This is a genomic window from Chitinophaga sp. 01L420 (assembly GCF_056399985.1).
Genome location: NZ_JBFTSK010000037.1, coordinates 1 through 22,239 on the forward strand (window position 1 = coordinate 1; position 22,239 = coordinate 22,239).

At 46.7% G+C, this 22,239-nt stretch carries 17 protein-coding genes; 10 read left to right on the plus strand and 7 right to left on the minus strand.

Translation table 11 applies throughout. The annotated features are described in order from the left end of the window. On the plus strand, positions 1–247 hold a 247-nt coding region (locus AC1DP6_RS26655), incomplete at its 5' end, for a glycoside hydrolase family 2 protein (RefSeq protein ID WP_477057579.1). After that, the gene (locus tag AC1DP6_RS26660) at positions 247–1,482 is read left to right on the plus strand and encodes an MFS transporter (RefSeq protein WP_477057580.1); all 1,236 of its coding nucleotides are present in this window, start codon (positions 247–249) and stop codon (positions 1,480–1,482) included. The genes AC1DP6_RS26655 and AC1DP6_RS26660, both read left to right, overlap by 1 nt. Here AC1DP6_RS26660 and AC1DP6_RS26665 read toward each other — a convergent pair. Together AC1DP6_RS26665 and AC1DP6_RS26670 are read right to left on the minus strand one after the other, a co-directional pair. Next, positions 1,459–2,193 (minus strand): phytanoyl-CoA dioxygenase family protein, encoded by a 735-nt coding sequence (locus tag AC1DP6_RS26665; protein ID WP_477057581.1) that lies wholly within the window; start codon positions 2,191–2,193, stop codon positions 1,459–1,461. The genes AC1DP6_RS26660 and AC1DP6_RS26665 overlap by 24 nt on opposite strands. A gap of 120 nt (positions 2,194–2,313) precedes the next feature. Next, positions 2,314–7,191, minus strand: a complete 4,878-nt coding sequence (locus tag AC1DP6_RS26670; RefSeq protein WP_477057582.1) for a PKD domain-containing protein — start codon at positions 7,189–7,191, stop codon at positions 2,314–2,316. Positions 7,192–7,322: 131 nt separating this feature from the next. Here AC1DP6_RS26670 and AC1DP6_RS26675 point away from each other — a divergent pair, with 131 nt between their 5' ends. Then, positions 7,323–8,393 carry an NADH:flavin oxidoreductase/NADH oxidase gene (locus AC1DP6_RS26675; protein ID WP_477057583.1) on the plus strand — a complete coding sequence of 357 codons (1,071 nt, stop codon included), beginning with the start codon at positions 7,323–7,325 and terminating at the stop codon, positions 8,391–8,393. 102 nt (positions 8,394–8,495) lie between these two features. On the opposite strand, the gene mgrA is transcribed toward AC1DP6_RS26675, so the two are convergent. Both mgrA and AC1DP6_RS26685 read right to left on the minus strand, forming a co-directional pair. After that, positions 8,496–9,488, minus strand: coding sequence for an L-glyceraldehyde 3-phosphate reductase (gene mgrA, locus AC1DP6_RS26680; protein ID WP_477057584.1), 993 nt, complete (start codon positions 9,486–9,488; stop codon positions 8,496–8,498). A 92-nt stretch (positions 9,489–9,580) separates the two neighbouring features. Further along, positions 9,581–10,492: an acyl-CoA desaturase gene (locus tag AC1DP6_RS26685; protein WP_441575853.1), complete on the minus strand. Its 912-nt coding sequence runs from the start codon at positions 10,490–10,492 to the stop codon at positions 9,581–9,583. A 169-nt stretch (positions 10,493–10,661) separates the two neighbouring features. Here AC1DP6_RS26685 and AC1DP6_RS26690 point away from each other — a divergent pair, with 169 nt between their 5' ends. The 5 genes from AC1DP6_RS26690 to cbiB all read left to right on the plus strand — a co-directional run bounded on the left by AC1DP6_RS26690 (position 10,662) and on the right by cbiB (position 17,601). Further along, positions 10,662–11,231, plus strand: coding sequence for an HdeD family acid-resistance protein (locus AC1DP6_RS26690; protein ID WP_477057585.1), 570 nt, complete (start codon positions 10,662–10,664; stop codon positions 11,229–11,231). Positions 11,232–11,383: 152 nt separating this feature from the next. After that, positions 11,384–13,993 (plus strand): M1 family metallopeptidase, encoded by a 2,610-nt coding sequence (locus AC1DP6_RS26695; protein ID WP_477057586.1) that lies wholly within the window; start codon positions 11,384–11,386, stop codon positions 13,991–13,993. 168 nt (positions 13,994–14,161) lie between these two features. Further along, complete coding sequence (locus AC1DP6_RS26700) at positions 14,162–15,631, plus strand: cobyric acid synthase (RefSeq protein WP_477057587.1); 1,470 nt, start codon at positions 14,162–14,164, stop codon at positions 15,629–15,631. Between the two features lie 12 nt (positions 15,632–15,643). Beyond that, complete coding sequence (locus AC1DP6_RS26705) at positions 15,644–16,666, plus strand: pyridoxal phosphate-dependent aminotransferase (protein WP_477057588.1); 1,023 nt, start codon at positions 15,644–15,646, stop codon at positions 16,664–16,666. Next, entirely contained in the window at positions 16,651–17,601 is a 951-nt protein-coding gene (gene cbiB, locus AC1DP6_RS26710; RefSeq protein WP_477057589.1) for an adenosylcobinamide-phosphate synthase CbiB, read from the plus strand. The genes AC1DP6_RS26705 and cbiB overlap by 16 nt, the downstream gene beginning before the upstream one ends. 6 nt (positions 17,602–17,607) lie before the next feature. Here the strand turns inward: cbiB and AC1DP6_RS26715 are convergent, their stop codons facing one another. The 3 genes from AC1DP6_RS26715 to AC1DP6_RS26725 all read right to left on the minus strand — a co-directional run bounded on the left by AC1DP6_RS26715 (position 17,608) and on the right by AC1DP6_RS26725 (position 20,776). Further along, a complete protein-coding gene (locus tag AC1DP6_RS26715; RefSeq protein ID WP_477057590.1) occupies positions 17,608–19,509 on the minus strand; it encodes a tetratricopeptide repeat-containing sensor histidine kinase in 1,902 nt (633 codons plus the stop codon). Positions 19,510–19,518: 9 nt separating this feature from the next. After that, positions 19,519–20,253 (minus strand): LytR/AlgR family response regulator transcription factor, encoded by a 735-nt coding sequence (locus tag AC1DP6_RS26720; protein ID WP_477057591.1) that lies wholly within the window; start codon positions 20,251–20,253, stop codon positions 19,519–19,521. 115 nt (positions 20,254–20,368) lie between these two features. Then, positions 20,369–20,776: a hypothetical protein gene (locus AC1DP6_RS26725; protein ID WP_441575861.1), complete on the minus strand. Its 408-nt coding sequence runs from the start codon at positions 20,774–20,776 to the stop codon at positions 20,369–20,371. A 255-nt stretch (positions 20,777–21,031) separates the two neighbouring features. Between AC1DP6_RS26725 and AC1DP6_RS26730 the strand changes: the two genes are divergently transcribed. Both AC1DP6_RS26730 and AC1DP6_RS26735 read left to right on the plus strand, forming a co-directional pair. Further along, positions 21,032–21,871 (plus strand): Rossmann-fold NAD(P)-binding domain-containing protein, encoded by an 840-nt coding sequence (locus AC1DP6_RS26730; RefSeq protein ID WP_477057592.1) that lies wholly within the window; start codon positions 21,032–21,034, stop codon positions 21,869–21,871. A 28-nt stretch (positions 21,872–21,899) separates the two neighbouring features. Beyond that, a complete protein-coding gene (locus tag AC1DP6_RS26735) occupies positions 21,900–22,220 on the plus strand; it encodes a hypothetical protein (RefSeq protein WP_477057593.1) in 321 nt (106 codons plus the stop codon). Positions 22,221–22,239 lie beyond the last annotated feature (19 nt).

A 22,239-nucleotide genomic window follows, 5' to 3' on the forward strand; every position in this document is an offset into this window, starting at 1 on the left:
AAGAGATACAACTTTTGCCAGCGTAGTACTGAAAAATCCAGGTAAAACACTGGCATTTATGGTGCACCTCGATATCCGCCGCAAGAGCGGGGAAACAGTGGTGCCGGTATTCTGGGAAGATAATGACTTTACGCTGTTACCCGGTGAAAGCAGGGTAATTAACGGATACGTACATACGAAAGATTTACAACAACAACCTGCGGTGGTTTCTTTAAGTGGCTGGAACATCGTACCAATTCATCAATAATGAAAAACAGGAATTATTATATTGTTGGTTTAATCATGCTCACCTTTTTCGTGATTTCTTTTCTCACGAATGTGATAGGGCCCCTGATACCAGATATCATCAATGGTTTCCACCTGAGTCTTACGCTCGTGGCACTATTGCCTTTTGCCTTCTTTATTGCCTATGGCGTCATGTCTATTCCCGCGGGAATGCTCATAGAAAAGTACAAGGAAAAGAAAATCATGGTCGCAGCTTTTGTAGTAGCCTTCCTGGGCGCGTTGCTGTTGTCCTGCTTTCCGAATTACTTAACCGCAGTGCTCTCCCTCTTTTTAATCGGTTGCGGCATGGCCATGCTGCAGGTAGTCATCAATCCACTGCTGCGTACTTCCGGTGGAGAAGAGCATTATGCATTCAATTCTGTGCTGGCGCAACTGATATTCGGCCTGGCCTCTTTTGTGAGCCCGCTCGTATATTCGTATCTGGTAGTGCATATACAAAGTGGTAGCCTGCATACCTTTGCCGGTCTGGCACCGGCTAACTTGCCATGGATTTCGCTGTACTGGCTTTTTACGTTGATTTGCATTTTGATGATTGCCATCATCGGACTGTCTAAATTTCCCAGCGTAGCGTTAACAAAAGAAGAGACGGTAGGTGCTTTGCAAACACATATCGATCTGCTGAAAAAACCGGTAGTGGTATTGTATTTCTTTGCTTTGTTCTGTTATGTAGGAACCGAGCAGGGGATTGCCAATTGGATTTCGCAGTTCCTTATGGTATATCACCATTATGATCCGCAAACTACAGGCGCCAATGCAGTGGCGTATTTCTGGGGTTTGATGACGGCAGGTGGTGTATTAGGATTACTCCTCCTGAAACTGATAGACAGCCGAAAAGTGTTGGTAGGCTTCACACTGCTGGCCATGATCAGTTTAACTGCAGCGCTGTTTGGCAGTGGCCCGGTAGCCCGGATCGCTTTCCCTATGGTGGGTTTCTTTGCTTCGGTGATGTATCCCATTATTTTTTCACTGGCGCTCAACTCTGTGTCCGAACACCATGGCTCTTTCTCAGGTATCCTGGTAACAGGTATCACCGGCGGCGCCGTATTGCCGCTGATAGTAGGCTGGCTGGGAGATCATTGGGGACTACGTACTGGTCTGTGTTTCCTGTATCTGACGATGGGATATATTTTAAGCATCGGCTTCTGGGCAAGACCGATTGTTACCAATAAAACATTAAGCTTCAGCGGGAGGGACTAGCGTTAGTTGCTCTGCCCATTGCAAACCGCCGGCTAATGCACGGTTGCTGAATTCAATATGTATCACCCTGCGATTTTGCCCGTTGCTGCTGCGGCTGGAAGCATGCATTAATAACGGCCGCATAATCATCATGCCGCCTGGTGCTACTACACAACTGACATACCCTGTGCCGTTCATATCGATAGTGTCTGCCCGGTAAACGCCTTTCAGGTGTGAGCCGGGTATCACTTTTAAAGCACCATTATGTTCATCCGTATCATCCAGGTGAATGCGGATGGTGAAATTGTTTTCCAGGATGTCAACAGGCGGCTGTACGGCATATTGGTCGGGCTTTATCGTCCACGGACCATATCCTTCCACCGGTAGCTTCTCCGCAACAGAAATAGTCAGGTCCTGGTGCCAGGCCACAAACCAGTTAGACTGCCCCGGCTTATCAAAATAGATGGATTTAACCGGGAAATATCCCACGCCAAAAAGCTGCTGTAGCAATGTTTGTAAGTGCGTTGTAAAAACAAGCGCTTGTATAGCCGGCACTACCTGCAGAAAACGACGGATAGCAAAAAGATCATTCGTCTTGCGGAATAAAGGTCCGGTAGGATCTGCATCGTTGATAGCAGCCACCATCGCATCGATCGCCGACTTGTCAAATACATCCGGTATCAAGGTAAATCCTTGCTTGCTAATGCGCTCCTGGTGTGCTGTGATGTTCATATTACCGATTCATTGGGTATTCGTTAATCCAGTGAAAGCCTCTGTTGACGAGCAGGTAATCATTTGGATATTTTCTTTTCAGTTGCAGGTGTATACTATCTTTTCCCGCTATACCATTGATTATTTTATCAGCGTAATATTTCCCTTGAATTCGAATTTTTCTCCACTCTCACACACCGTTTGCATAGAATAGATGTAAGTACCTAAAGGCGCCTCTCTGTTATTGCTGCGCCCATCCCATCCTGCGGAAGGTACGTTGACCGGGAAGTGCGTTCTTTCAAATACCAGGGTGCCCCAGCGATCATAGATGCGTAACCATTCCACTTCCTTTACACCTTTACCCTTAGGGTAAATCCTTTCATTCCTGCCATCCTGGTTGGGAGTAAATGCATTCGGCATAAAGATGGCGCTCTGCTGACAGAGCACATGCACCATCACATCATCAGATGCTTTACAGCCATACACATTTTCTACTTCCACCTTGTAAAGAGTGCTGAGATTAGGAAGGGCCTGTACCCGCTGACAGCTCGCACAGTCAAGATATTCAGCAGGTGTCCAGTTCCAGCGGATCACATCATTGCTGTTGTTGCTGACCAGGTACACAGGTACACCCGCCATGGTTTGCCGGTCTATACCGGCACTGACCACCGGCGTAGGATTTACTTTTACAGTGAGCGAGGTCTTGTCAGAGAAGCAATTATCTTTATCATAACCGGTTACTTCGTAGGCATACTGGCCGGTGCGGTTAATGGTCGCAACAGGAGTAGGAGAGGCGGGCTTGTCGAGCCCAAATCCGCGCCATACATAGTAATCCGTTCCCCATACCCGTAGTGGCAACTTATCGCCCAAACACAACAATGTATCAGGTGTAGCATGTATGGTAAAGGGTTGTACTACCCTTATTTTTACCTGGTCCGTATTCACGCAGCCTTTCCCGTCCGTTACTTTTACTTTGTAGGTAGTGGTAACAGCCGGCGTCGCTTTGGGATCCGGGCTGGCTGGATTATCCAGGCCGGCAGCAGGTGTCCATTCATAAATACTTCCACCTCCTGCATGTAATAGGGTGGCGTTATTCAAACAAATAAATTCAGTAGGTGAACTGGCTTTAATATCCGGCAACGCCAGTACATTCAGCGGATGTGTAGTCTTGTCAGCACAGCCATCTTTGCTGGTAACCGTCAGGGTGACGGTAGTGTTGCCTGTGGTAGCATAAGTCTGTGCCGCGGGTTGCTGTACGGTACTGGTTTTACTGTTGCCAAATTCCCAGGCCCAAGTCACGTCTGTTGTCCGGGTGACACTGCCACTAAAGGTAATGGGCGCGTCTTTACATACTTCATCTGGACCGGTAATCACGGCTAACGGTTGAGGATATACGTTATATGATTCCTCCACCGTTTGCGTGCAACCATATTTGGTGGTAGCTGTAAGTCCAAATTTATACACCCCCACTTTGTCCATGTAAAACGACGGGGTAGTAGTGTTGATATTAGTCGGCGTAAGGGAAGCATCGTATGTCCAGGTAAAGGCCGGAGGTATGTTGAGCTCATCTACAGAGTAGCTGTTGAAGGTCGGCGCAAAGGTCAGCGTACCTTCGCCGCATATCTTGTCCGGATTAGGATGCAGCTTAATATCCAGCTGATCTATTACGATCGGATGATCCAGGAAGGCATTGCCTTTACAGCCGGCATCATCTTTCAGCAACAGTTGCGGCTTGTATATCCCAGGCTCGGTAAATTTGTGTGTAATGTCCAGTTTGTCTGTTTGTTCCACATCCCCATCAGTAAAATCCCAGCTGAAAGAAGTGGCATTTTCCGGCTTTACGGTAAAGGATATTTCCTTTTGGAGGCATCCCCCTTCGGCACTGGTGGTAATGGTAGCATATGGCCCCTTAACCACTACTATTTCAGTGTATTCATCTTCTGTATCTGCAATACCTGTTACTTTCAGGGTTACTTTATAGTGTCCGGCCACCGTATAGGTATGCACCGGAAAGGCCTGATCAGAAGTGGCCCCGTCACCAAAGTCCCATGAACAGGTGTTGTAGTTGATGGAAGTATTATTAAAGCGGAAGATCATCGGCGCACAGTTACTGCCGTTTACAAATGTTCCGGTATAAGTGAATCCCGCACCCACAGCAGATACTTTGATGTTCTTTGTTTTTTCATCAGTACAGCCGTTATTATCTTTGATCTGCAGCTTTACAGGAAACACTCCTTTGTCAGGGTATTGGTGTGTTACGGAATAAGGATCTGTAGAGGTGTTACCATCTCCCAGGTCCCATTTAAGTTCCGTAATATTTCCTCCTACATCGTAAGAGCTGTTCCAGAAATTCACATAACTGCCCGGCATCACCACATAGGCATCTGCGTTGAAGTCGGCCACCGGCCCGTTTACCTGTAAATATTTGCCGGCGAACGTATTAACACAACCATCCTTGTCCGTTACAGTGACAGAAGGAGTGTAGTTGCCCGCTACCGCATAGGTGTGTTTAAATGGTCCGCTGGTGTAGGTTTGGGGACCCGAATTATCTCCAAAGTTCCATACCCAYTTTTTAACCCCGCTGCTGTTGGTAACATCTGTGTTGTCTGTGAAGGTAAGTTCCGTCCCTTTACATTGTGCCTGCGAAGGAAGATTGTAATCCGCCAATGGCCCGCGTACGATGATGTCAATGTTGTTACTGTTGTTAAAGCAACCCAGTTTGTCCTGTATTCTTAAGCGAATGGTATGTTGACCTGGTGTAAGATTAGAATATGCCTGGTGATTATCATAGTACGAATAACCCGCACCATCCAGCTGCCAGTAATAAGCCCAGCTATCATGTATGCTTGCATCTTCTGCCGTTACGTGCCCAACCACCGTTTCATTACTGCACAGTGTAATCTTATCAGTAGCAATCGTTACAGGAGAAGGGGCTATAATGTTGACTGTGCTGGTGAGATACGTTGTACAATGGCCGTCAGAGGTAGTTAGTTGTATCGTATAAATTCCCGATTTGGCATAAATATGTGTAACGTTATCACTATGGGTGGTATAACTGGTATCCTTTCCATCGCCCCAGCTCCATTTCCAGCTTGTAGCGCCCAGTGAATACTCGGTAACGCTAACGGTAGTACGCTGATCACAATTTACCGGGTTAATCCTGAATCGGGGAAAAGGATTAACGGCGTTGATATAGGCTTTTTTGGTAATTGTATTCGGACAGGTACCATTGGTAACTGTTAAAGTCACATCGTAGTAACCAGGTTCAGCGTAGCTATGGTTAGCCGTGCGACCCGATCCCCAGCTGTTATCTCCGAAAGCCCAGTACCAGTCAGTACCTGCATCGGATTTGTCGGTGAAGGTTGTCAGGGAATTTCCACACACTTCCGGCGCATTCGGAGAGCTGAAATCCGGTGTTGGCTTTTTATACACGTCCATCCGGTAAGGAAGGTTAACCGTTCCCATACAGCCGTTAACGGTAGTGTATTGGAGGGAAGCCGTGTAAGAACCGGCTTTAGGGTAGGTGTGCGTGGGAGCGGGATCTGCTGAGGTGCTCCCGTCCCCGAATTTCCACAGATAAGTTTTTATCTCGTCACTGCTGCTGCTACCTGCATGGAAGGTGGCGGAGAGTCCTTCACAGCCATTGTAATTAGTGGCATAAGCTGAAATTAATGTTTTATAAATGTATAAACTGGAATAGGCGGTGGCAATACAACCATCTTTACTCTTCGCCTGCAGATTAATACTGAAATTATATTCCCGGTTGTAGGTGTGTACCGGATTTTGTATAGTGGCGCCTTGTCCGTCACCAAAGGTCCAGGTCCAGCTATCAGCCCCGGTGGTATTGCCCGTGAAATTAACGGTAGCCGGTACATCACAAATAGGTTTATTATCGGTACTGATCGTTGCGGTAGGCGTTTGTTTTACGTCCACCGTTTTTTCTGTTACATCAGGACAATTGCCGAACATAGCGGTCACCTTCACTTTTACMGGTCCGGTGGTGGTGGGGTAGTAAGAAAGGGTATTATCCCAATACGCCCATGCAGGCTGTCCATTCACTTCCCAGGTGGTGCTTTGAGGTTGAACAGGAGAAAAGGTGGCTTTGAAATCAGCGTTCTGGCCGCTGCAAATCAGCGCAGGAGCGTTCAGCGTGGTCACGTAATTACCCACATTGATATCGTCCACGGTTTTAGTGGCTGTGCAGCCCCGTTCATTGCTCACCGTGAGTTTTATACTGTGTGTACCTTTAGTGGTAAAGGTATGTTTACCGGGGTCTTTAGCAGTACTGCTGCTGCCGTCATCAAACTCCCATTTATACGCAAGTGTTCCGGCACCGGAAGAGGTATTGGTAAACAACGCATCTACCGGCGCTTTACACAGTATTTTCTGTGCAACATTGAAATCAGCATTGAGTGCCGCGGCCACATCCACCGCCTTGTCCATTACTTTAAAATTCGTGCAGCCATAGCTGTTAGTAACGGTCAGCAACACACTATATACACCCGGTACCGTGTAGTTATGACTGATAGTACTCCCTGCGTTTTCCGCCGCGCCGCCATCGCCGAAATCCCAGCTATAGCTTTGCAGGGTACCATCTCCTGGTTTGGATTTATCTGTAAAAGTGGGACTGAAGGTTACGCACCCTTTAGGGGAAGATACACTGAAATCCACAGTAGGCTTAGATCTTACATGTATGTAGTCTGCCTTGGTTTCTGTTTTGATACTGCCATCTGCATAAGTTACTTTCAGGGTAACGGTGTAATTCCCGGTTTTTACATAAGTAGCTGCAGGCTTCTTTTTCGTACTGGTATTGCCGTTACCGAAGTCCCATTGCCAGGAAACGGGGCTGCCGGTGGATAAGTCCGTGAAGGTAGTGCTCACAGACTCACAATCACTCACAACGGAAGCTGAGAAATCAGCTTTTTGTTGCGCCCGGGCACTATGGATATTGAAAAAGGTGATAAAAAGGTATAGCATCAGGGAGCCAACAATGTTGCGCTTGACAGGGAACAGATACATCGTATGTATAGGTATAAGGTGCCAAAATTAAGTATTTCCGGGCATATTTTCCGGCACATCCGGTTACTTGAATATTATGTTATCGCTATACGATAAATGCTTAATTTTAAAGGACTTAAAAGCAACAGATTATGTCTCATTTGTTCCGTCCTTTTACATTGAGGGAAATCGTATTTCGCAATCGCATTGCAGTATCACCCATGTGTGAATATTCTTCGCAGGACGGATTTGCAAATGACTGGCACCTGGTACACCTGGGCAGCAGGGCGGTAGGTGGTGCAGGACTGGTGCTCACAGAGGCAGCGGCAGTATCACCGGAAGGACGTATCTCCATTCATGACCTGGGCATCTGGAAAGATGAACATATTGCTATGTTGCAGAGAATCACCACTTTTATTGCCGCACAGGGCGCCATCCCTGGCATACAGCTGGCGCATGCCGGCAGGAAAGCCAGCACACTAAGGCCCTGGGAAGGTAGTCGCGCACTCCCGGCAGCAGAAGGGGGCTGGCAGGTGGTAGCCCCCAGCGCCATCCCTTTCAATGACGTATATCCGTTACCGGAAGCACTCACGGAAACGGGCATACGCAAGGTACTGGACGATTTCAGGGCTGCCGCACTCCGTGCCTTACAGGCCGGATTTCAGGTAGTGGAATTGCATGGGGCACATGGTTACCTGCTGCATAACTTCTTATCGCCACTCAGTAATCACCGCACAGATGAATATGGAGGTACTTTTGAAAACAGGATACGCTTGCTGGTACAGGTGGTAGAGGCGGTACGTACAGTATGGCCGGAACAATATCCGTTGCTGGTCAGGATCTCCGCTACCGATTGGGCAGATGGTGGCTGGAATCTGGAGGAGTCGGTACAACTGGCCACCATCCTGAAAGACAAGGGAGTAGATCTGATAGATTGCTCTTCCGGCGGTTTGGCAGCTCATCAGCAAATCAAGATAGGGCCGCTGTATCAGACACCATTCGCAGAAAAAATACGTAGAGATGCCGGCATCGCTACCGGAGCCGTAGGGATGATCACCACTGCGGAAGAAGCGGAAGGAATCATCGCAGAAGGCCGCGCAGATATCGTCCTGATGGCCCGCGAATTATTAAGAAGTCCCTATTTCCCCTTACATGCAGCGCATAAACTCGATGCAGACATAACATGGCCGGTACAATATGATCGTGCAAAAATGAGGAAATAGGAATAATAAATAATTACGAATTATGAATTACGAATTACGGATTTGTGGGGAGATTATTTCGTTCTCCCCACAAATCCGTAATTCGTAATTCATAATTCGTAATTATTTCAGTATCGCTTCAATGGCATCAAGTTCTTCTTTCGTAAAAGCAGTATTCCGCAGGGTATCCAGGTTATTGTCCAGTTGTGCTACAGAGCTGGCACCAATCAATACTGTAGTAATACGCTTATCTTTCAGTATCCAGGCCAGTGCCATCTGTGCAAGTGATTGTCCGCGTTGCTGCGCCAGTTGGTTCAGCTTTTTCACTTTCTCAATCTTTTCAGGTGTTACCTCACCTTCCTGCAGGAAGCCGGTAGGCTTGCTGGCACGTGAACCCTCCGGAATGCCTTTCAGATAACGATCGGTCAGTAAGCCCTGCGCCAGTGGAGAGAAGGGGATGCAGCCTACGCCATTGGCTTCCAGTACATCCAGTAAGCCATTCTCTACCCAACGCTCAAACATGCTGTATTTAGGCTGGTGAATGAGGCAGGGAGTCCCGAGTGATTTTAAGATGGCAACAGCGGTGGCGGTTTGTTCTGCCGTATAATTGGAAAGACCTACATACAACGCTTTTCCCTGTTGAACGATGCTATGCAGTGCTCCCATGGTTTCTTCAATCGGCGTAGCCGGGTCAGGCCGGTGAGAATAGAATATATCTACATACTCCAGCTGCATACGACGTAAGCTCTGATCCAGGCTGGACACCAGGTATTTGCGGGAGCCAAAGTCGCCATAGGGGCCAGGCCACATGGTATAACCAGCTTTGGTGGAAATGATCAGTTCATCACGCAGATTACCAGTGAAATCCTGTTTTAAAACCCTGCCAAAAGTTTCTTCTGCACTACCAGGTAACGGACCATAATTATTGGCGAGGTCAAAATGAGTGATACCTTTATCGAAAGCATTACGGATGATGCTGCGTCCATTCTCAAAATTATCTATAGAACCGAAGTTGTGCCATAATCCCAGCGAAACGGCAGGCAGCTGAAGGCCACTCTTACCGCAACGGTTATAGGTCATACTTTTGTATCTGTCGGCTGCAGGTGAGTATTGCATGGAATTTTTAATTTTAGGGAGACAAGATAAAAAATAAAAGGGAAACATACCCCCTGGTATATTTCCCTTTTGTATAGTATTTTTCGTTGTAATTAGTGTGTTTCTTCTACCGGTACACGTTGGGATGCCAACTGTGACAGCTTATTACTTTCCTTCAGCTTTTCCGGTATAGGGCGTATTTCCCATACAATGCCCAGCAAGCCTAACGTTTTGATAACATAGTAGGTAATGTCAAATTCCCACCAGTAAAAACCTTGTCTGGCCGCACTCTGATAATAGTGGTGATTGTTATGCCAGCCTTCTCCCAGTGTAACCAGTGCCAGGACAGCACTGTTGCGGGATTCATCTCCGGTATAATATCTCTTCTTACCAATTTTGTGCATCAGGGAATTAATAGTAAAAGTACCATGGTACAATATCACAGTACTCAGGAAGAACCCGATCAGTAGCGTAGATAAACCTGCGGTCCAGTCGAACCAGCCGGTGCCATTCACTTTATTACCTACAAAATACACAGCTACCGCTAATATAATAGCAGGCACCCAATGCCATTTGTTCAGCCACATTAATTCTTTGGCTTTGTGATCTTTGATCAGGTCAAAACGGGTTGGCTTGTACTCCGGCCCCATGATCCAGCCAATATGTGCGTACCAGAATCCGTAAACATTCGCTGAATGCGGATCTTCAGGGGTATCACTATGCTTGTGATGGATACGGTGATTAGCTGACCACCATAAAGCGCCTTTCTGTAAGCTGCTTTGTGCACCTCCAGCCAGAATAAACTGGAAGAATCTCGACGTTTTAAATGCACGATGCGAGAAGTAACGATGGTAGCCCGCCGTTACAAAAAACATACGTATCACGTACAATACACCACATAAGATCCAGTCAAATGCAGTAGTGCCGGTAAAAAATGCTAATAAGGGCACCGCGTGTATGCCCATGAAGTCTGCCTGATGCCACCAATTTGGTGGTTTTCTGTCTTGCTTGATCGCCTTATTCATTCCACAAAGATAATTTCCGTCTGTTGTTAAATCTATGATTTAAATCATTTGGACAAAGTTAAGTGCTTTCCCCGGTTTTTCCGTGGCTATATTCTACCGAACTTTTTATGACAGGATGTGTTAGAGGAAAACGTAGTACTATCCTTTATTTAATATTAAAGTAATTATTATGTCACAATTCATCTCTGCTATTCGTAATAATGTGAAGTATTGGTGGCTGTACCTGCTCAACGGAATTATATTCCTCATTGCGGGCTTTATTGTTTTTTCCAATCCATTCAGTAGTTATGTGCTGCTGAGTATCTTTTTCAGTGTCACATTGTTTGTGACAGGGATCTTCGAAATAGCCTTTGCACTCGGCAACCGTAAAGGACATACCGGGTGGGGCTGGTCGCTGGCTTCCGGGATCGTGGATGTAGCGATAGGAGTGATCCTGATAGGCTACCCTGCCGTCAGTATGGCCGTCATACCCCTTTTCCTGGCCTTCTGGTTTATGTTTAAAGGTATCAGCCTGATAGGATTTTCTATTCAGCTGCAATCAGACAAAATCCCCAACTGGGGCTGGCTGCTGGTAGGAGGAATCATCTTAATTATCATCGCTATTGTTATACTGGATAACCCGGCACTCGGTGTAGCTGCCATACTGGGCCTGATGGCAGCCGCCTTCTGGGCAACAGGCGTACTCAGCATCCTTTTTGCCTTCCGCCTGAAGCATGTAAAGAAAGAACTGGGAATATAAGGCATATAGTGAAAAGTAAAAGCTATTGAAGCGATTGATCAAAGCGAAAGAATTTGTCGTGTGGTCAATCGCTTCAATAGCTTTTTGCTTTCTGCGTTCGGCTTTTTGCTTTTTTCCAGTATATTCGGTCCATCTAAATCTTTTCTCTTCCGATGAAAATCAACAAAATCTATGCTATTGCGTCCTTGTTACTATGCGCAGGGATACAGCAGGGAGCAGCCCAAACAACGTCTAAATATGACCAGCACRAGGCTTTTGCTCCTTTGTTTTATCCGGCCCCGGGTAATGAGTTCCGCAGTGCCGGCGGACAACCGGGCCCCAAATACTGGCAGAATGCTGCCGACTATAAGTTGGATGTAACCCTGGATACATTGCAGCACCGGCTGAGTGGTACCGTAGTAATTACTTACAAAAACAACAGCCCGGACCAGTTACCTTTTTTATGGCTGCAGCTGGATCAGAACGTGTACCGGGAAGACTCCCGTGGCTCCAAAACAGTAGCTGTTTCCGGAGATCGCTTTGCCAACAGAAATTATACGCAGGGGTTTGAACTGAAAACAGTTAGTATTATCAGCAACGGTAAAACCATTGCGGCCAACTACCTGGTGAATGATACCCGTATGCAGATTAAGCTGGCAGAAGCCATGAAATCGGGTACTGCCCTGCAGATCAAAATCGAATATGCCTACGCCATTCCGGAATATGGTACCGATCGTACCGCCCGCTTGCGCACCGCAAACGGATGGATATACGAAATTGCACAATGGTATCCCCGTATGGCCGTATATGATGATGTACTCGGATGGAATAATATTCCCTACATGGGCGCATCAGAGTTTTACCTGGAGTACGGCAACTTCGATTACAGCATTACCGCCCCCGCCAATATGGTGCTGAGTGGCTCCGGTCAGCTGGTAAACGAAGCACAGGTATTATCACCCAAAGAAATCAGTCGTCTCGCTAAAGCACGCAACAGTGATCAGACCGTGTTTATCCGCGACAGCACAGATATTAATACCATCGTGGCAAAAGGTAACCGCACCTGGCATTTTGTATGTCAGAACTCCCGCGATGTGGCCTGGGGCGCCTCAGGTGCTTTCATCTGGGATGCCGCCCGCATCAATTTACCCAACGGTAAAAAATCGCTGGCCATGTCGCTCTATCCGCTGGAAGTAGCCGGTAGCAGCGCCTGGGGCAGATCTACCGAATATGTAAAAGGCTGTATTGAACATTACTCCAACCAGTGGTTCGTATATACTTACCCGGTAGCTACCAATGTGGCAGGTACGGTAGGAGGAATGGAATACCCCGGTATCGTTTTCTGCTCCTGGAAATCTACCAGAGGCGGCCTGTGGGGCGTAACCGATCATGAATTTGGCCATAACTGGTTTCCTATGATCGTCGGTTCCAACGAACGTAAATATGCCTGGATGGATGAAGGCTTTAATACTTTCATCAATGGTATCTCCACCAAAGCATTTAATAAAGGAGAATACAGCGCCCCCCAGCCGGTACAAAGAATGGCGCCTATGCTGTTCTCTTCCATGGCAGAACCTATTTTAACCACGCCGGATGTACTTAACATGAATTACCTGGGCGTAGCGGCGTATTTCAAACCAGGACTGGGTTTGAACCTGCTCCGCAATGAAATCCTGGGACCGGAACGCTTTGATTATGCATTCCGGGAATACATTAAACGCTGGGCGTTTAAACACCCTACACCATGGGATTTTTTCCGTAGCATGGAAAATGCTTCCGGTGAGGACCTGGCCTGGTTCTGGCGTGGTTGGTTCTTCAATAACTGGAAACTGGATCAGGCGGTGAAGAGTGTGCAATATGTAAAGAGTGATCCCGCACAAGGTGCGATGATTACTGTGCAGAACCTGGAGCAATTGCCCATGCCCGTAGTTATTGCCATAAAAGATGTAAACGGTAAAACAGATACCGTACGCCTGCCGGTAGAAGTATGGCAGCGCGGAGCTACCTGGACTTTCCACTATCCGTCTACCGTGAAGTTAAGCAGTGTAGTCATTGATCCTGCCGGGAATTATCCTGATGTTAATCCGGCTAACAATAGCTGGAAAGCAGATGCAGGCCAGCCTATACCTGCCGGTACTACGGCAACGGCTGTATTAAATAAGTATATCGATGCCATCGGCGGCGCAGATAAACTGAAAGCAGTAAAGGATCTTTCCTTGCTGGAAACAGGAGATGTAAGCGGTACTGCACTGGAATACACCGTGAAAGTGAAACAACCGGACAAAGTACTGAATACCGTATTTATTCCTATTGCTAATCTGACTGCCATGAAATTGCTGATCAACGGCAACAATATCTCGATGTCCCGCAGCGGACAGCCAATAACGCTCACACCAGCTGATAAAGCAATGCTGAAGGATAAATACCTGATGTTCCCTGAATTGTATTTTGCGGCACCGGAAAATAACGCGAAGCTGGAACTCTCACCCACGCTGGAAGATGTTAATGGTATCCCCAGCTATGTAGTCAGCGTTGCGACTTCTAACGGCGCCTTATTCCGTTATTATTTTGATGCCAAAACCGGTTTCAAAGTACGTGGGGTATCACTTGCAGGGCAGGAAGGCGGTGGCCCTGAAACAACCACCGATTATGGTGATTACCATGAAGTGAGTGGTATCATGTTTCCGTTTAAAATAGCCACCAATACCGGCGGATATAACACCGATCTTAAACTGAAAACAGTTACGGTGAATAGCGGATTGAGTGACGATATATTTAAATAAGCCTAAAGCGTAAAGCGGAAAGCGGAAAGCAAAAAGCTATTGAGGCGAATGATGTAAATGAAGCGAATATCTCCTCGCTCACATCATTCGCCTCAATAGCTTTTTGCTTTCCGCTTTATGCCTTCTGCTATTTTAAATATCTTCGTCCCACTTAAAGACGAGATGCATATGAAACACCTACGGCCTGTCATGTTTGTTGGTACTGCCTCTGATGTGGGCAAAAGTGTCATCACTGCCGGGTTTTGCCGTATTTTTAAACAGGATGGATACACACCGGCGCCTTTCAAGGCGCAGAACATGTCTCTCAATAGCTACGCTACTCCGGATGGCCTGGAAATAGGCCGTGCGCAGGCGGTGCAGGCAGAAGCGGCAGGCGTACCCTGTCATACTGATATGAACCCTGTGCTGCTGAAACCTACCAATGATCAAACCGCCCAGCTGGTACTGCATGGCAAACCTGCCGGCAACCAATCTGCCTGGGAATACTTCATGGAAGATGATAAACGCGCCTTGTTTGAAGAGGTGAAGCAATCATTTAACCGGCTGTCTCACCAGTATAACCCGGTGGTAATGGAAGGCGCCGGCAGTATCTCTGAACTCAACCTCCGGCAGAAAGATATTACCAATATGCGTATTGCGTTGCATGCCGGTGCTGCAGTATACCTGGTGGCGGATATTGACCGCGGAGGTGTTTTTGGCAGCGTATACGGCACTATTGCCTTGTTGCCACCGGAAGAAAAAGCACTGATAAAAGGCATCATCATCAATAAGTTCAGAGGAGATATCCGCTTGTTTGAAGACGGGCGTAAACTACTGGAAAACCTTACCGGCGTGCCCGTAACAGGAGTATTGCCCTATTACCATGATATTTATATTGAAGAAGAAGATACACTGGGACTATCGTTAAAGCATAAACGACAAACAACCGGCCGTGTAAATATAGCAGTAGTGCTGTTACGACATATGTCTAACTTCACCGACTTCCACGCACTGGAGAAAGATGAGCGGGTGCATCTTTTCTATACAGATAATCCGGCAGAACTGGTTACTGCTGATATTATTATACTACCCGGCAGTAAAAATACCATTGAAGATCTCATCGCTATCCGGAATAACGGTACGGCCCGTGCGATAACGGAAGCGCACAAACGAAATAAAGTGGTGATAGGTATCTGTGGTGGTTACCAGATGATGGGAGAGCAGGTGGCGGATCCTTTCGGGGTAGAGGGACCAATAGCAAGTATCCCCGGACTGGGCATATTACCCGTAACAACAGTACTTACCAGGGAAAAAACTACGCAGCAACGTACGTTCCGTTACCGTCACCAGGAAAAAATATGTGAGGGATATGAAATCCATATGGGCGAAACCAGCACCCAAAAACCTTCTCCGCTCAATGAACTCACCAATGGCGCCACAGATGGATATTTCCTCAGTCCTCAATGCTGGGGTACCTATCTGCATGGTATCCTCGACAATGATATCGTGGTGAGTGATTTATTGGCACAATGTGGGAAAGTAGCCGTGGTAAAGGATTTCGATTATCGGAGCTTTAAGGAAGCGCAATATAATAAACTAGCAACGCATATACGTGAACATCTGGACATTTCAGCTGTTTATAACGCACTGGAATTATAACTTTATTGCATTATGATACAAGGACATGGAGATGATGGCTATCTGTTTGACCAGGCTGTTAAAGTGGATTTTAGTTCAAATGTGTGGTATGGTGGCTTGCAGGAAGGGCTGAAAACCCATCTCAGCAACAAGATAGCCGGAATAGATCATTACCCGGACGCCGGCGCGGAGAAGTTACAGGTGCTGCTGGAAAAACAGGCGGGTCTGCCCGCCGGCAGCATCATGGTCACCAATGGAGCCACAGAAGCTATTTACCTGGTAGCACAGGCTTTTACAGGCGCCACCGCCGCCGTTATAGCACCTACTTTTGCGGAGTATGCAGATGCCTGCAGTTTGTACCGGCACCAGGTGTTATATATGTCATGGGATAAACTGACCCCTGATACCACTTTCAGCACCGATATGGTTTTTCTGTGTAATCCTAATAACCCTACCGGTCAAACGCTGGATGAGCAGGCATTGCAACGACTTCTTCATCTCAACAAACACACGGTATTTATTATTGACGAAGCCTATATTGAATTTACGCTGGATGCAGCCAGTATGCTGCCGCACCTGCATCGCTTGCCTAATGTATTGGTGTTGAGATCCCTGACCAAGACTTGCTGCATTCCCGGGCTGCGCCTGGGATATATTGCTGGCAGGAAACAACTGCTGGACCGGGTGCGCGCGTATAAAATGCCCTGGTCGGTCAACAGTCTCGCACTGGAGGCAGGTTATTATATCCTGGATCATCTGAAACAATTTACACTGGATAAAGAATCATTGTTGCAGGATACTTTTCATTTATGGGAAAGCATTCGTAAGATGCCGGAGTTTAAAGTAACGCCCACGCATACACATTTTTTTCTGTTCGAAACACTGACCGGTACTGCAGCTTCGCTGAAGGCCTGGCTGATGGAAAAGCATGGCGTCCTTATCCGGGATGCCTCCAATTTCTACGGCCTGAAACAAGGACATTGCCGCGTTGCCTGTCGCAGTGCCAACGATAATAAATTATTGACTACCGCATTGCGCCAATGGACCCTGTATTAAAATTCGTATTGCCGTTACTGTTAGGCTATGCCGCCGATCTGCTGCTGGGTGATCCCCGTAGCTGGTCGCATCCGGTAAAAGTGTATGGTAAGCTGATTCAGCATGGTACCCAATGGCTGAATAAGGGCGCTGCCCGCTTCTGGAAAGGTACATTCCTTACACTCATATTGTGTATCGGGGTATACTGTTTTTTCTATTTTACACAAGTGGGCTTATCACAATGGCCGGTGGCCTGGTACATTTTCAGTACGTTGTTTGTCTTTTTTGCACTGGCCAACAAAAGCCTCCTGCGGGAAGGAAAAGAAGTATTTAATACACTGCATAAAGATGGAGTGGAAGCGGGCCGGGCGCGACTGTCATGGATTGTAGGCAGAGACACCGCGCAGTTATCTCCGCAGCAAATTCGTATTGCCGTCCTTGAATCGATGTCTGAAAACCTGAGTGATGGCGTGATAGCGCCGCTTTGTTTTTATGCGGTGCTGGGACTTCCGGGTATGATGCTTTATAAAATGATCAACACACTGGATTCCATGATTGGCTATAAGAATGAGCAATATCAGTACTTTGGGCGCTTTGCTGCGCGACTCGACGATGTGGCGAATTATATTCCGGCACGTATCACTGCTTTACTCATGATCCTGTTGTGGGGGAGCAGCCGCGCCTGGCATTACATGATCCGCTATGGATCGGCACATGCCAGTCCAAACTCAGGTTATCCGGAAGCTGCACTGGCAGGGATTCTTGATTGCCGTTTCGGAGGCCCCAATACTTACGGAGGGGAGGTCGTGCATAAGCCTTATATCGGTGAAAATGAACGCAACATTGAACATGAAGAGTTTGTGAAAGTAATGTATATCAACCACGCAGTTACCTTCGTGATGATCATCTGTATTGTGTCGGTCAAATATTATTTGCTATGGAATGCACAACAGTAATAGCCGTTACTTTTTTCTTTGTGTAGGAATGATCAGCGTTACCTTCACGCCTTTACCACCTTTGTCTTTTTTGTCTGTAACAGCAATGGATGCCAGCTTCCCGGTTTGCTTACTCAATATTTTTAAGCGCTCCTGGGTAATAATGCCGGAGAGAGAATTCTTTTCACGATCGTGTTTTTCTACCAGGCCAAGGCCATTATCTTCAATAACGCAATGGAGTAATTCATTAGTCAACTGTAGGGTAACGGTAATATGACCTTTGTAGGGAAGGTTACGCATGCCATGCTGGATGGCATTTTCAACAAAGGGCTGCATCAGCATGGGTGGAATAAAAACATCCATGTCTTCACAACCTTCAATAGGATAAATCTCATAATCAAATACATTTCCAAAACGAATGGCCTGCAGGCTCAGATAGTTTTCCAGCGCCTCTACTTCCTGGTGCAGCTGTACCAGGTTATGACGGGAATTTTCGAGGTTCAGTCTTAACAACCGGGCAAATTTGTTCAGGTATTTAACGGATTTTTCTTTCTCATCATGCCGGATAAAGCTTTGCAGCACGGCGAGGGTATTGAAAATAAAATGTGGTTCCATCTGGCTGCGCAGCAGGCGCTGTTCAAGTTCTGTACTGTGTTGCAGCGTTCTCAGTTTTCGTTGTCTGATCAGTACAATGGTCAACGCAGCACCTACCAGCAAAAGGATCCCAAAGATAAACAGGATAAGGCGTTGCTGCCGCAGGATAATCGCCTGGTTGTTATACTGCCGGCTGATATCAATTGTTTTATGTTGTTGCTCTTTCAGTTCATTGATAGCCTGCAGCTCCATTACCTGTTTCAGCTGTTGTTCTTCCATTTCCGTGAGCGACATATTGGAGGCGGAGTCGAGGTATATCACGGCATTTTTGTAGTCGCCGCTGGCATAGTAAATATTGTATAAAGAACTATAGGCAGAACTGAGATCTCCGGCATTTTCCGGATCCCTGGCTTTATCCACAGCTTTATTGATATAGAAGATAGCTTTCGGATAATCCTTTTCTTCCATAAACATTTGCCCGTAGTTGACATATTCCCGGAAGGAAACTTTGTTCGCTCTTTCTTTGATATGAAAAGCCTGTACCATCAGGCGATGGCCTTTTCCCATGTCGCCCATTTCTTCGTGCAACACACCCAGCGCAGAATATACGGTCGCAATTCTGATAGAATCAGGTTGCTTTAGGGCCAGTCGTAGTGCACTGTCTTCGTAATGAAGTGCCAGCTCATAGTCATGTTGGCGCTCGGCTATCCGTGATTGCGCTTCCATGAGATACGACATATAATAGTAATTTTTTTTGTCGGGGTATGCGGCGATGGCTTTGTCTGTATAGAGTTTGGCTTTATCATACACGCCATATCGGAAGTGGATTTCGGCAGCCAGGTCGTACAGGCGGTATATTTCTGTATAATGAAACCGTTGGGCCAGTTCCAGTAAGGTATACATCCTGGAAAAGGTGCTGTCATCAATTTTCTTTTGGAGTTCCAGTCGCACGAACCCCATTTGCTGCAGCATATATAGTGATATGTAGCGGCCGGTATCAATAGGAGTGGTCGGTAACATGCGCCGGTAGCTGATAGCAGCGGGTTTGGCGCTGTCTGCAAAATATTGTAGCCTGCCCAGCAGGTAATAATAAAGTCCTTGTCCCTGTTCTCCGGCCGCCATGGCAGCGGGTTGCAGGGTCAGCATTTTTTTTCGGGCAGCAGCTCCGGAAAAGCGGTCACCGGAATCTATCAGTTGTTTCAATACACCTATCACTGCCGGATCTGCGTTGGTGGAAGTGGAAGCCGGAGGCACGGGCTTATTTTGCCGGCTGCAGCTAAGCAAACAACAAAAGGCAATGATCAGTAATAAAATAAACCGGTAGGGAAAAAACATGTATGCAATTTAATGTTCGCCGGTGAGAAACTGCCTGACGAACTCCCTTTTACGTGATGACACCGGGATTTCGCTGCCTTCTTTCAGGACCAGGATGCCATCTTTCAGAAAACGGTCAATAAAATGATGGTTCACAATATACGACTGATGGATACGTATAAACCAGTTTTCCGGCAGCAGTTCCTCATATTCCTTGATAGGGCGCGATACTGTTACTTTTTTCTTGTCGGTTAAATAAAAAGTCGTGTAGCTGCCATCACTCTGGCAATATAATATTTCTTCAAAAGAAACAACCTGCAGGTATTGATGGGAGCGGAGCACAATACGATTATGCAACCCCGGCTTTTTATGGGCATCTGCCACTTCCAGCTGCAGTTTGTTATCAACAGGGCTTTCAGACTTTAAGCGTTGAAGGGTTTCTGATAACTCTTCTTCATCTACCGGCTTCAACAGGTAATCATATGCGCCAAATTTAATGGCTTTGATCGCATGTTGATTGTAGGCAGTAATAAAAATAATACGGAAGTTCCTCTCCGGAAACTGCTGTAACAGTTCAAATCCTGTTCCGTCAGACAGCTCAATGTCCAGTAACAGCAGATCCGGCTCTGTATTGGGAATAATTACCTTAGCTTCAGCAATACTACCACAACTACCCAGTACTATAAAATCCGGATAACGCTTCATCAGCCATTCAAGGTCCTTTCTGATGGCGGGTTCATCATCAATTATCAACGTACGGATCATAATTTCCTTTTAATTTCCAATGCTATTTCACAGGTAAGCGATAAACAGGTATCTAAAAGTAAGGGATTTTCACAGTCTTCTAAACTATGGGTTATAAACAGAGATGAGAGGCCGGCTAGATGCCCTGGTTATTGGTGTTAACCAGGATGTTGGCTTCGTCTTCGAAAGATTTAAATTCATCTTTGCGGGTAGACTTAAACACCACTTTGATTAATAGCAGCCCTATAATAACAGGGATGGCGCCGCCGAAGCTGATGATCAGCTGTTGGAAGATGAGGCTCAATACAACGGTGAAAAGGGCAAAGCCTGCCAACATACCACCTATGATCCACATCACGGGTGGAATAAAGTCCACCTGTAGATAATGTTGCTTATACCGCAGCAGGTATTTAAAATTGTCGTGCGGAATAATGATGGTCTGCGGACTCAAAAATGGCTTTTTCAGTTGCGCCTTTGGAAAGTGTTGCTGTACCTCTGAAAAGATCTGCTGTACACTTTTCGACTGTGAATTCGTAATCTGCATTTAATAAATGGGATTTATGGGTTTCTCAATAATGTCTTGTTTGTAATATGACTGCAAAGTAAGATGGCCAACAGGTGCAAACAGGACGGAATCTATATCCGTTCCCATATTCTATATATTCGCTGGCTTTAATTGGATGCGTTGATTGTTTTTTATCTTCGCCGCCGTTGTGATCCGGCACATGAAGGGAGTAGCGCAAAAAACTATATACTTCCTGCATCCGTATTTATAGGAGTGCAATTGTAAAATCTTAGTATGAGCAGTAAAGAGGAAAAGATCAGTATTTTAAGTTGTGGCTGGCTGGGGAAGCCACTGGCACTGCATTTACAGGCAGCAGGTTATCGGGTGAAAGGCGCCAGAACCAGCATGGAAGGAGTGAAGGAGCTCACCGCACTCGGATTGGAAGCTTATACTGTGATCTTATCTGAAGAAGTCCTGACCGGCCCCGATGAATTCTGGGACGCTGATATTCTGATCATTAATATTCCCCCCCGCAAGGAAAGAGGGATGGACGCACATGTGACGGAAATAGCGCTGCTGCGCAGTTTTATAGAAACGACCAACATCAGTAAAGTGATTTTTGTGAGTTCTACTTCTGTTTATGCAGATGTAAACGGCCTGGTGACCGAGGAGAATGAGGTTATGCCAGACACGCCCAACGGGCAGGCATTGCGGGCAGCGGAAGCCCTGTTGCTGGCAGCTGAACGGTTTGAAACAACCGTGCTGCGCTTCGGCGGATTGATAGGCTATGATCGTTTACCCGATGCCCGCCGGATAATGGAAGGCAAAAGAATAAATGAACAGCCCATGAACGTCATCCACCGGGATGACTGTATTGGCGTTATCAGCCGGGTTATCAGCCAGGGCGCCTGGGGCGAGGTGTTCAATGCCTGCGCCAGCGGCCACCCGCAACGCAGCAATTATTACAAGGCCGCCGCCCAGGCACTGGGCATAACATTGCCCCGCCGCCTGCCGGCACAGGAGGAACCCTATAAAATTGTGGGCTCCCGGAAGTTAAGGCACGTACTCGGCTACACGTTTAAATACGATGACCCGTTACTGGTTTTTGAGGATACCAGGAAAATCAGGAAGTAGGGATATCTTTGCGCTAAATGCCCTACCTATGCGCCAATACCTGCCCTATCTGTTTTCGTTCCGGCGACTTTTTCAGCTGGCCTGTATCAGCGGTTTCCCGCTTTTTATGCTGTTTATCATGACCTGGGGGTTCGTAGATAGCCTGCCTATACAGGACAACGAGTATAGTAGTGAAACGCTCATCGTTTGTGGGCTTCTTTACTTGATAATTTCAATAAGGTTCTATGCAACTCGCCCACACATCTTTTTAATTTTTTTTACAATTGGTGAAGCTTGTCTGCTGGCGGGATTAGTTGCGCGGGTTTACTACTTGTATTATTCCCCGTTTTACCCGGAGCGGGTTTACTAAAAAAATTTGTTTACATATA

Bases quoted from the DNA above. Each gene is read 5' to 3' on its own strand.
- AC1DP6_RS26675 (WP_477057583.1), top strand. From the start codon at position 7,323: ATGTCTCATTTGTTCCGTCCTTTTACATTGAGGGAAATCGTATTTCGC.
- AC1DP6_RS26690 (WP_477057585.1), top strand. From the start codon at position 10,662: ATGTCACAATTCATCTCTGCTATTCGTAATAATGTGAAGTATTGGTGG.
- mgrA (WP_477057584.1), bottom strand. From the start codon at position 9,488: ATGCAATACTCACCTGCAGCCGACAGATACAAAAGTATGACCTATAAC.
- AC1DP6_RS26700 (WP_477057587.1), top strand. From the start codon at position 14,162: ATGAAACACCTACGGCCTGTCATGTTTGTTGGTACTGCCTCTGATGTG.
- cbiB (WP_477057589.1), top strand. From the start codon at position 16,651: ATGGACCCTGTATTAAAATTCGTATTGCCGTTACTGTTAGGCTATGCC.
- AC1DP6_RS26665 (WP_477057581.1), bottom strand. From the start codon at position 2,193: ATGAACATCACAGCACACCAGGAGCGCATTAGCAAGCAAGGATTTACC.
- AC1DP6_RS26705 (WP_477057588.1), top strand. From the start codon at position 15,644: ATGATACAAGGACATGGAGATGATGGCTATCTGTTTGACCAGGCTGTT.
- AC1DP6_RS26660 (WP_477057580.1), top strand. From the start codon at position 247: ATGAAAAACAGGAATTATTATATTGTTGGTTTAATCATGCTCACCTTT.
- AC1DP6_RS26725 (WP_441575861.1), bottom strand. From the start codon at position 20,776: ATGCAGATTACGAATTCACAGTCGAAAAGTGTACAGCAGATCTTTTCA.
- AC1DP6_RS26730 (WP_477057592.1), top strand. From the start codon at position 21,032: ATGAGCAGTAAAGAGGAAAAGATCAGTATTTTAAGTTGTGGCTGGCTG.
- AC1DP6_RS26715 (WP_477057590.1), bottom strand. From the start codon at position 19,509: ATGTTTTTTCCCTACCGGTTTATTTTATTACTGATCATTGCCTTTTGT.
- AC1DP6_RS26735 (WP_477057593.1), top strand. From the start codon at position 21,900: ATGCGCCAATACCTGCCCTATCTGTTTTCGTTCCGGCGACTTTTTCAG.
- AC1DP6_RS26720 (WP_477057591.1), bottom strand. From the start codon at position 20,253: ATGATCCGTACGTTGATAATTGATGATGAACCCGCCATCAGAAAGGAC.
- AC1DP6_RS26685 (WP_441575853.1), bottom strand. From the start codon at position 10,492: ATGAATAAGGCGATCAAGCAAGACAGAAAACCACCAAATTGGTGGCAT.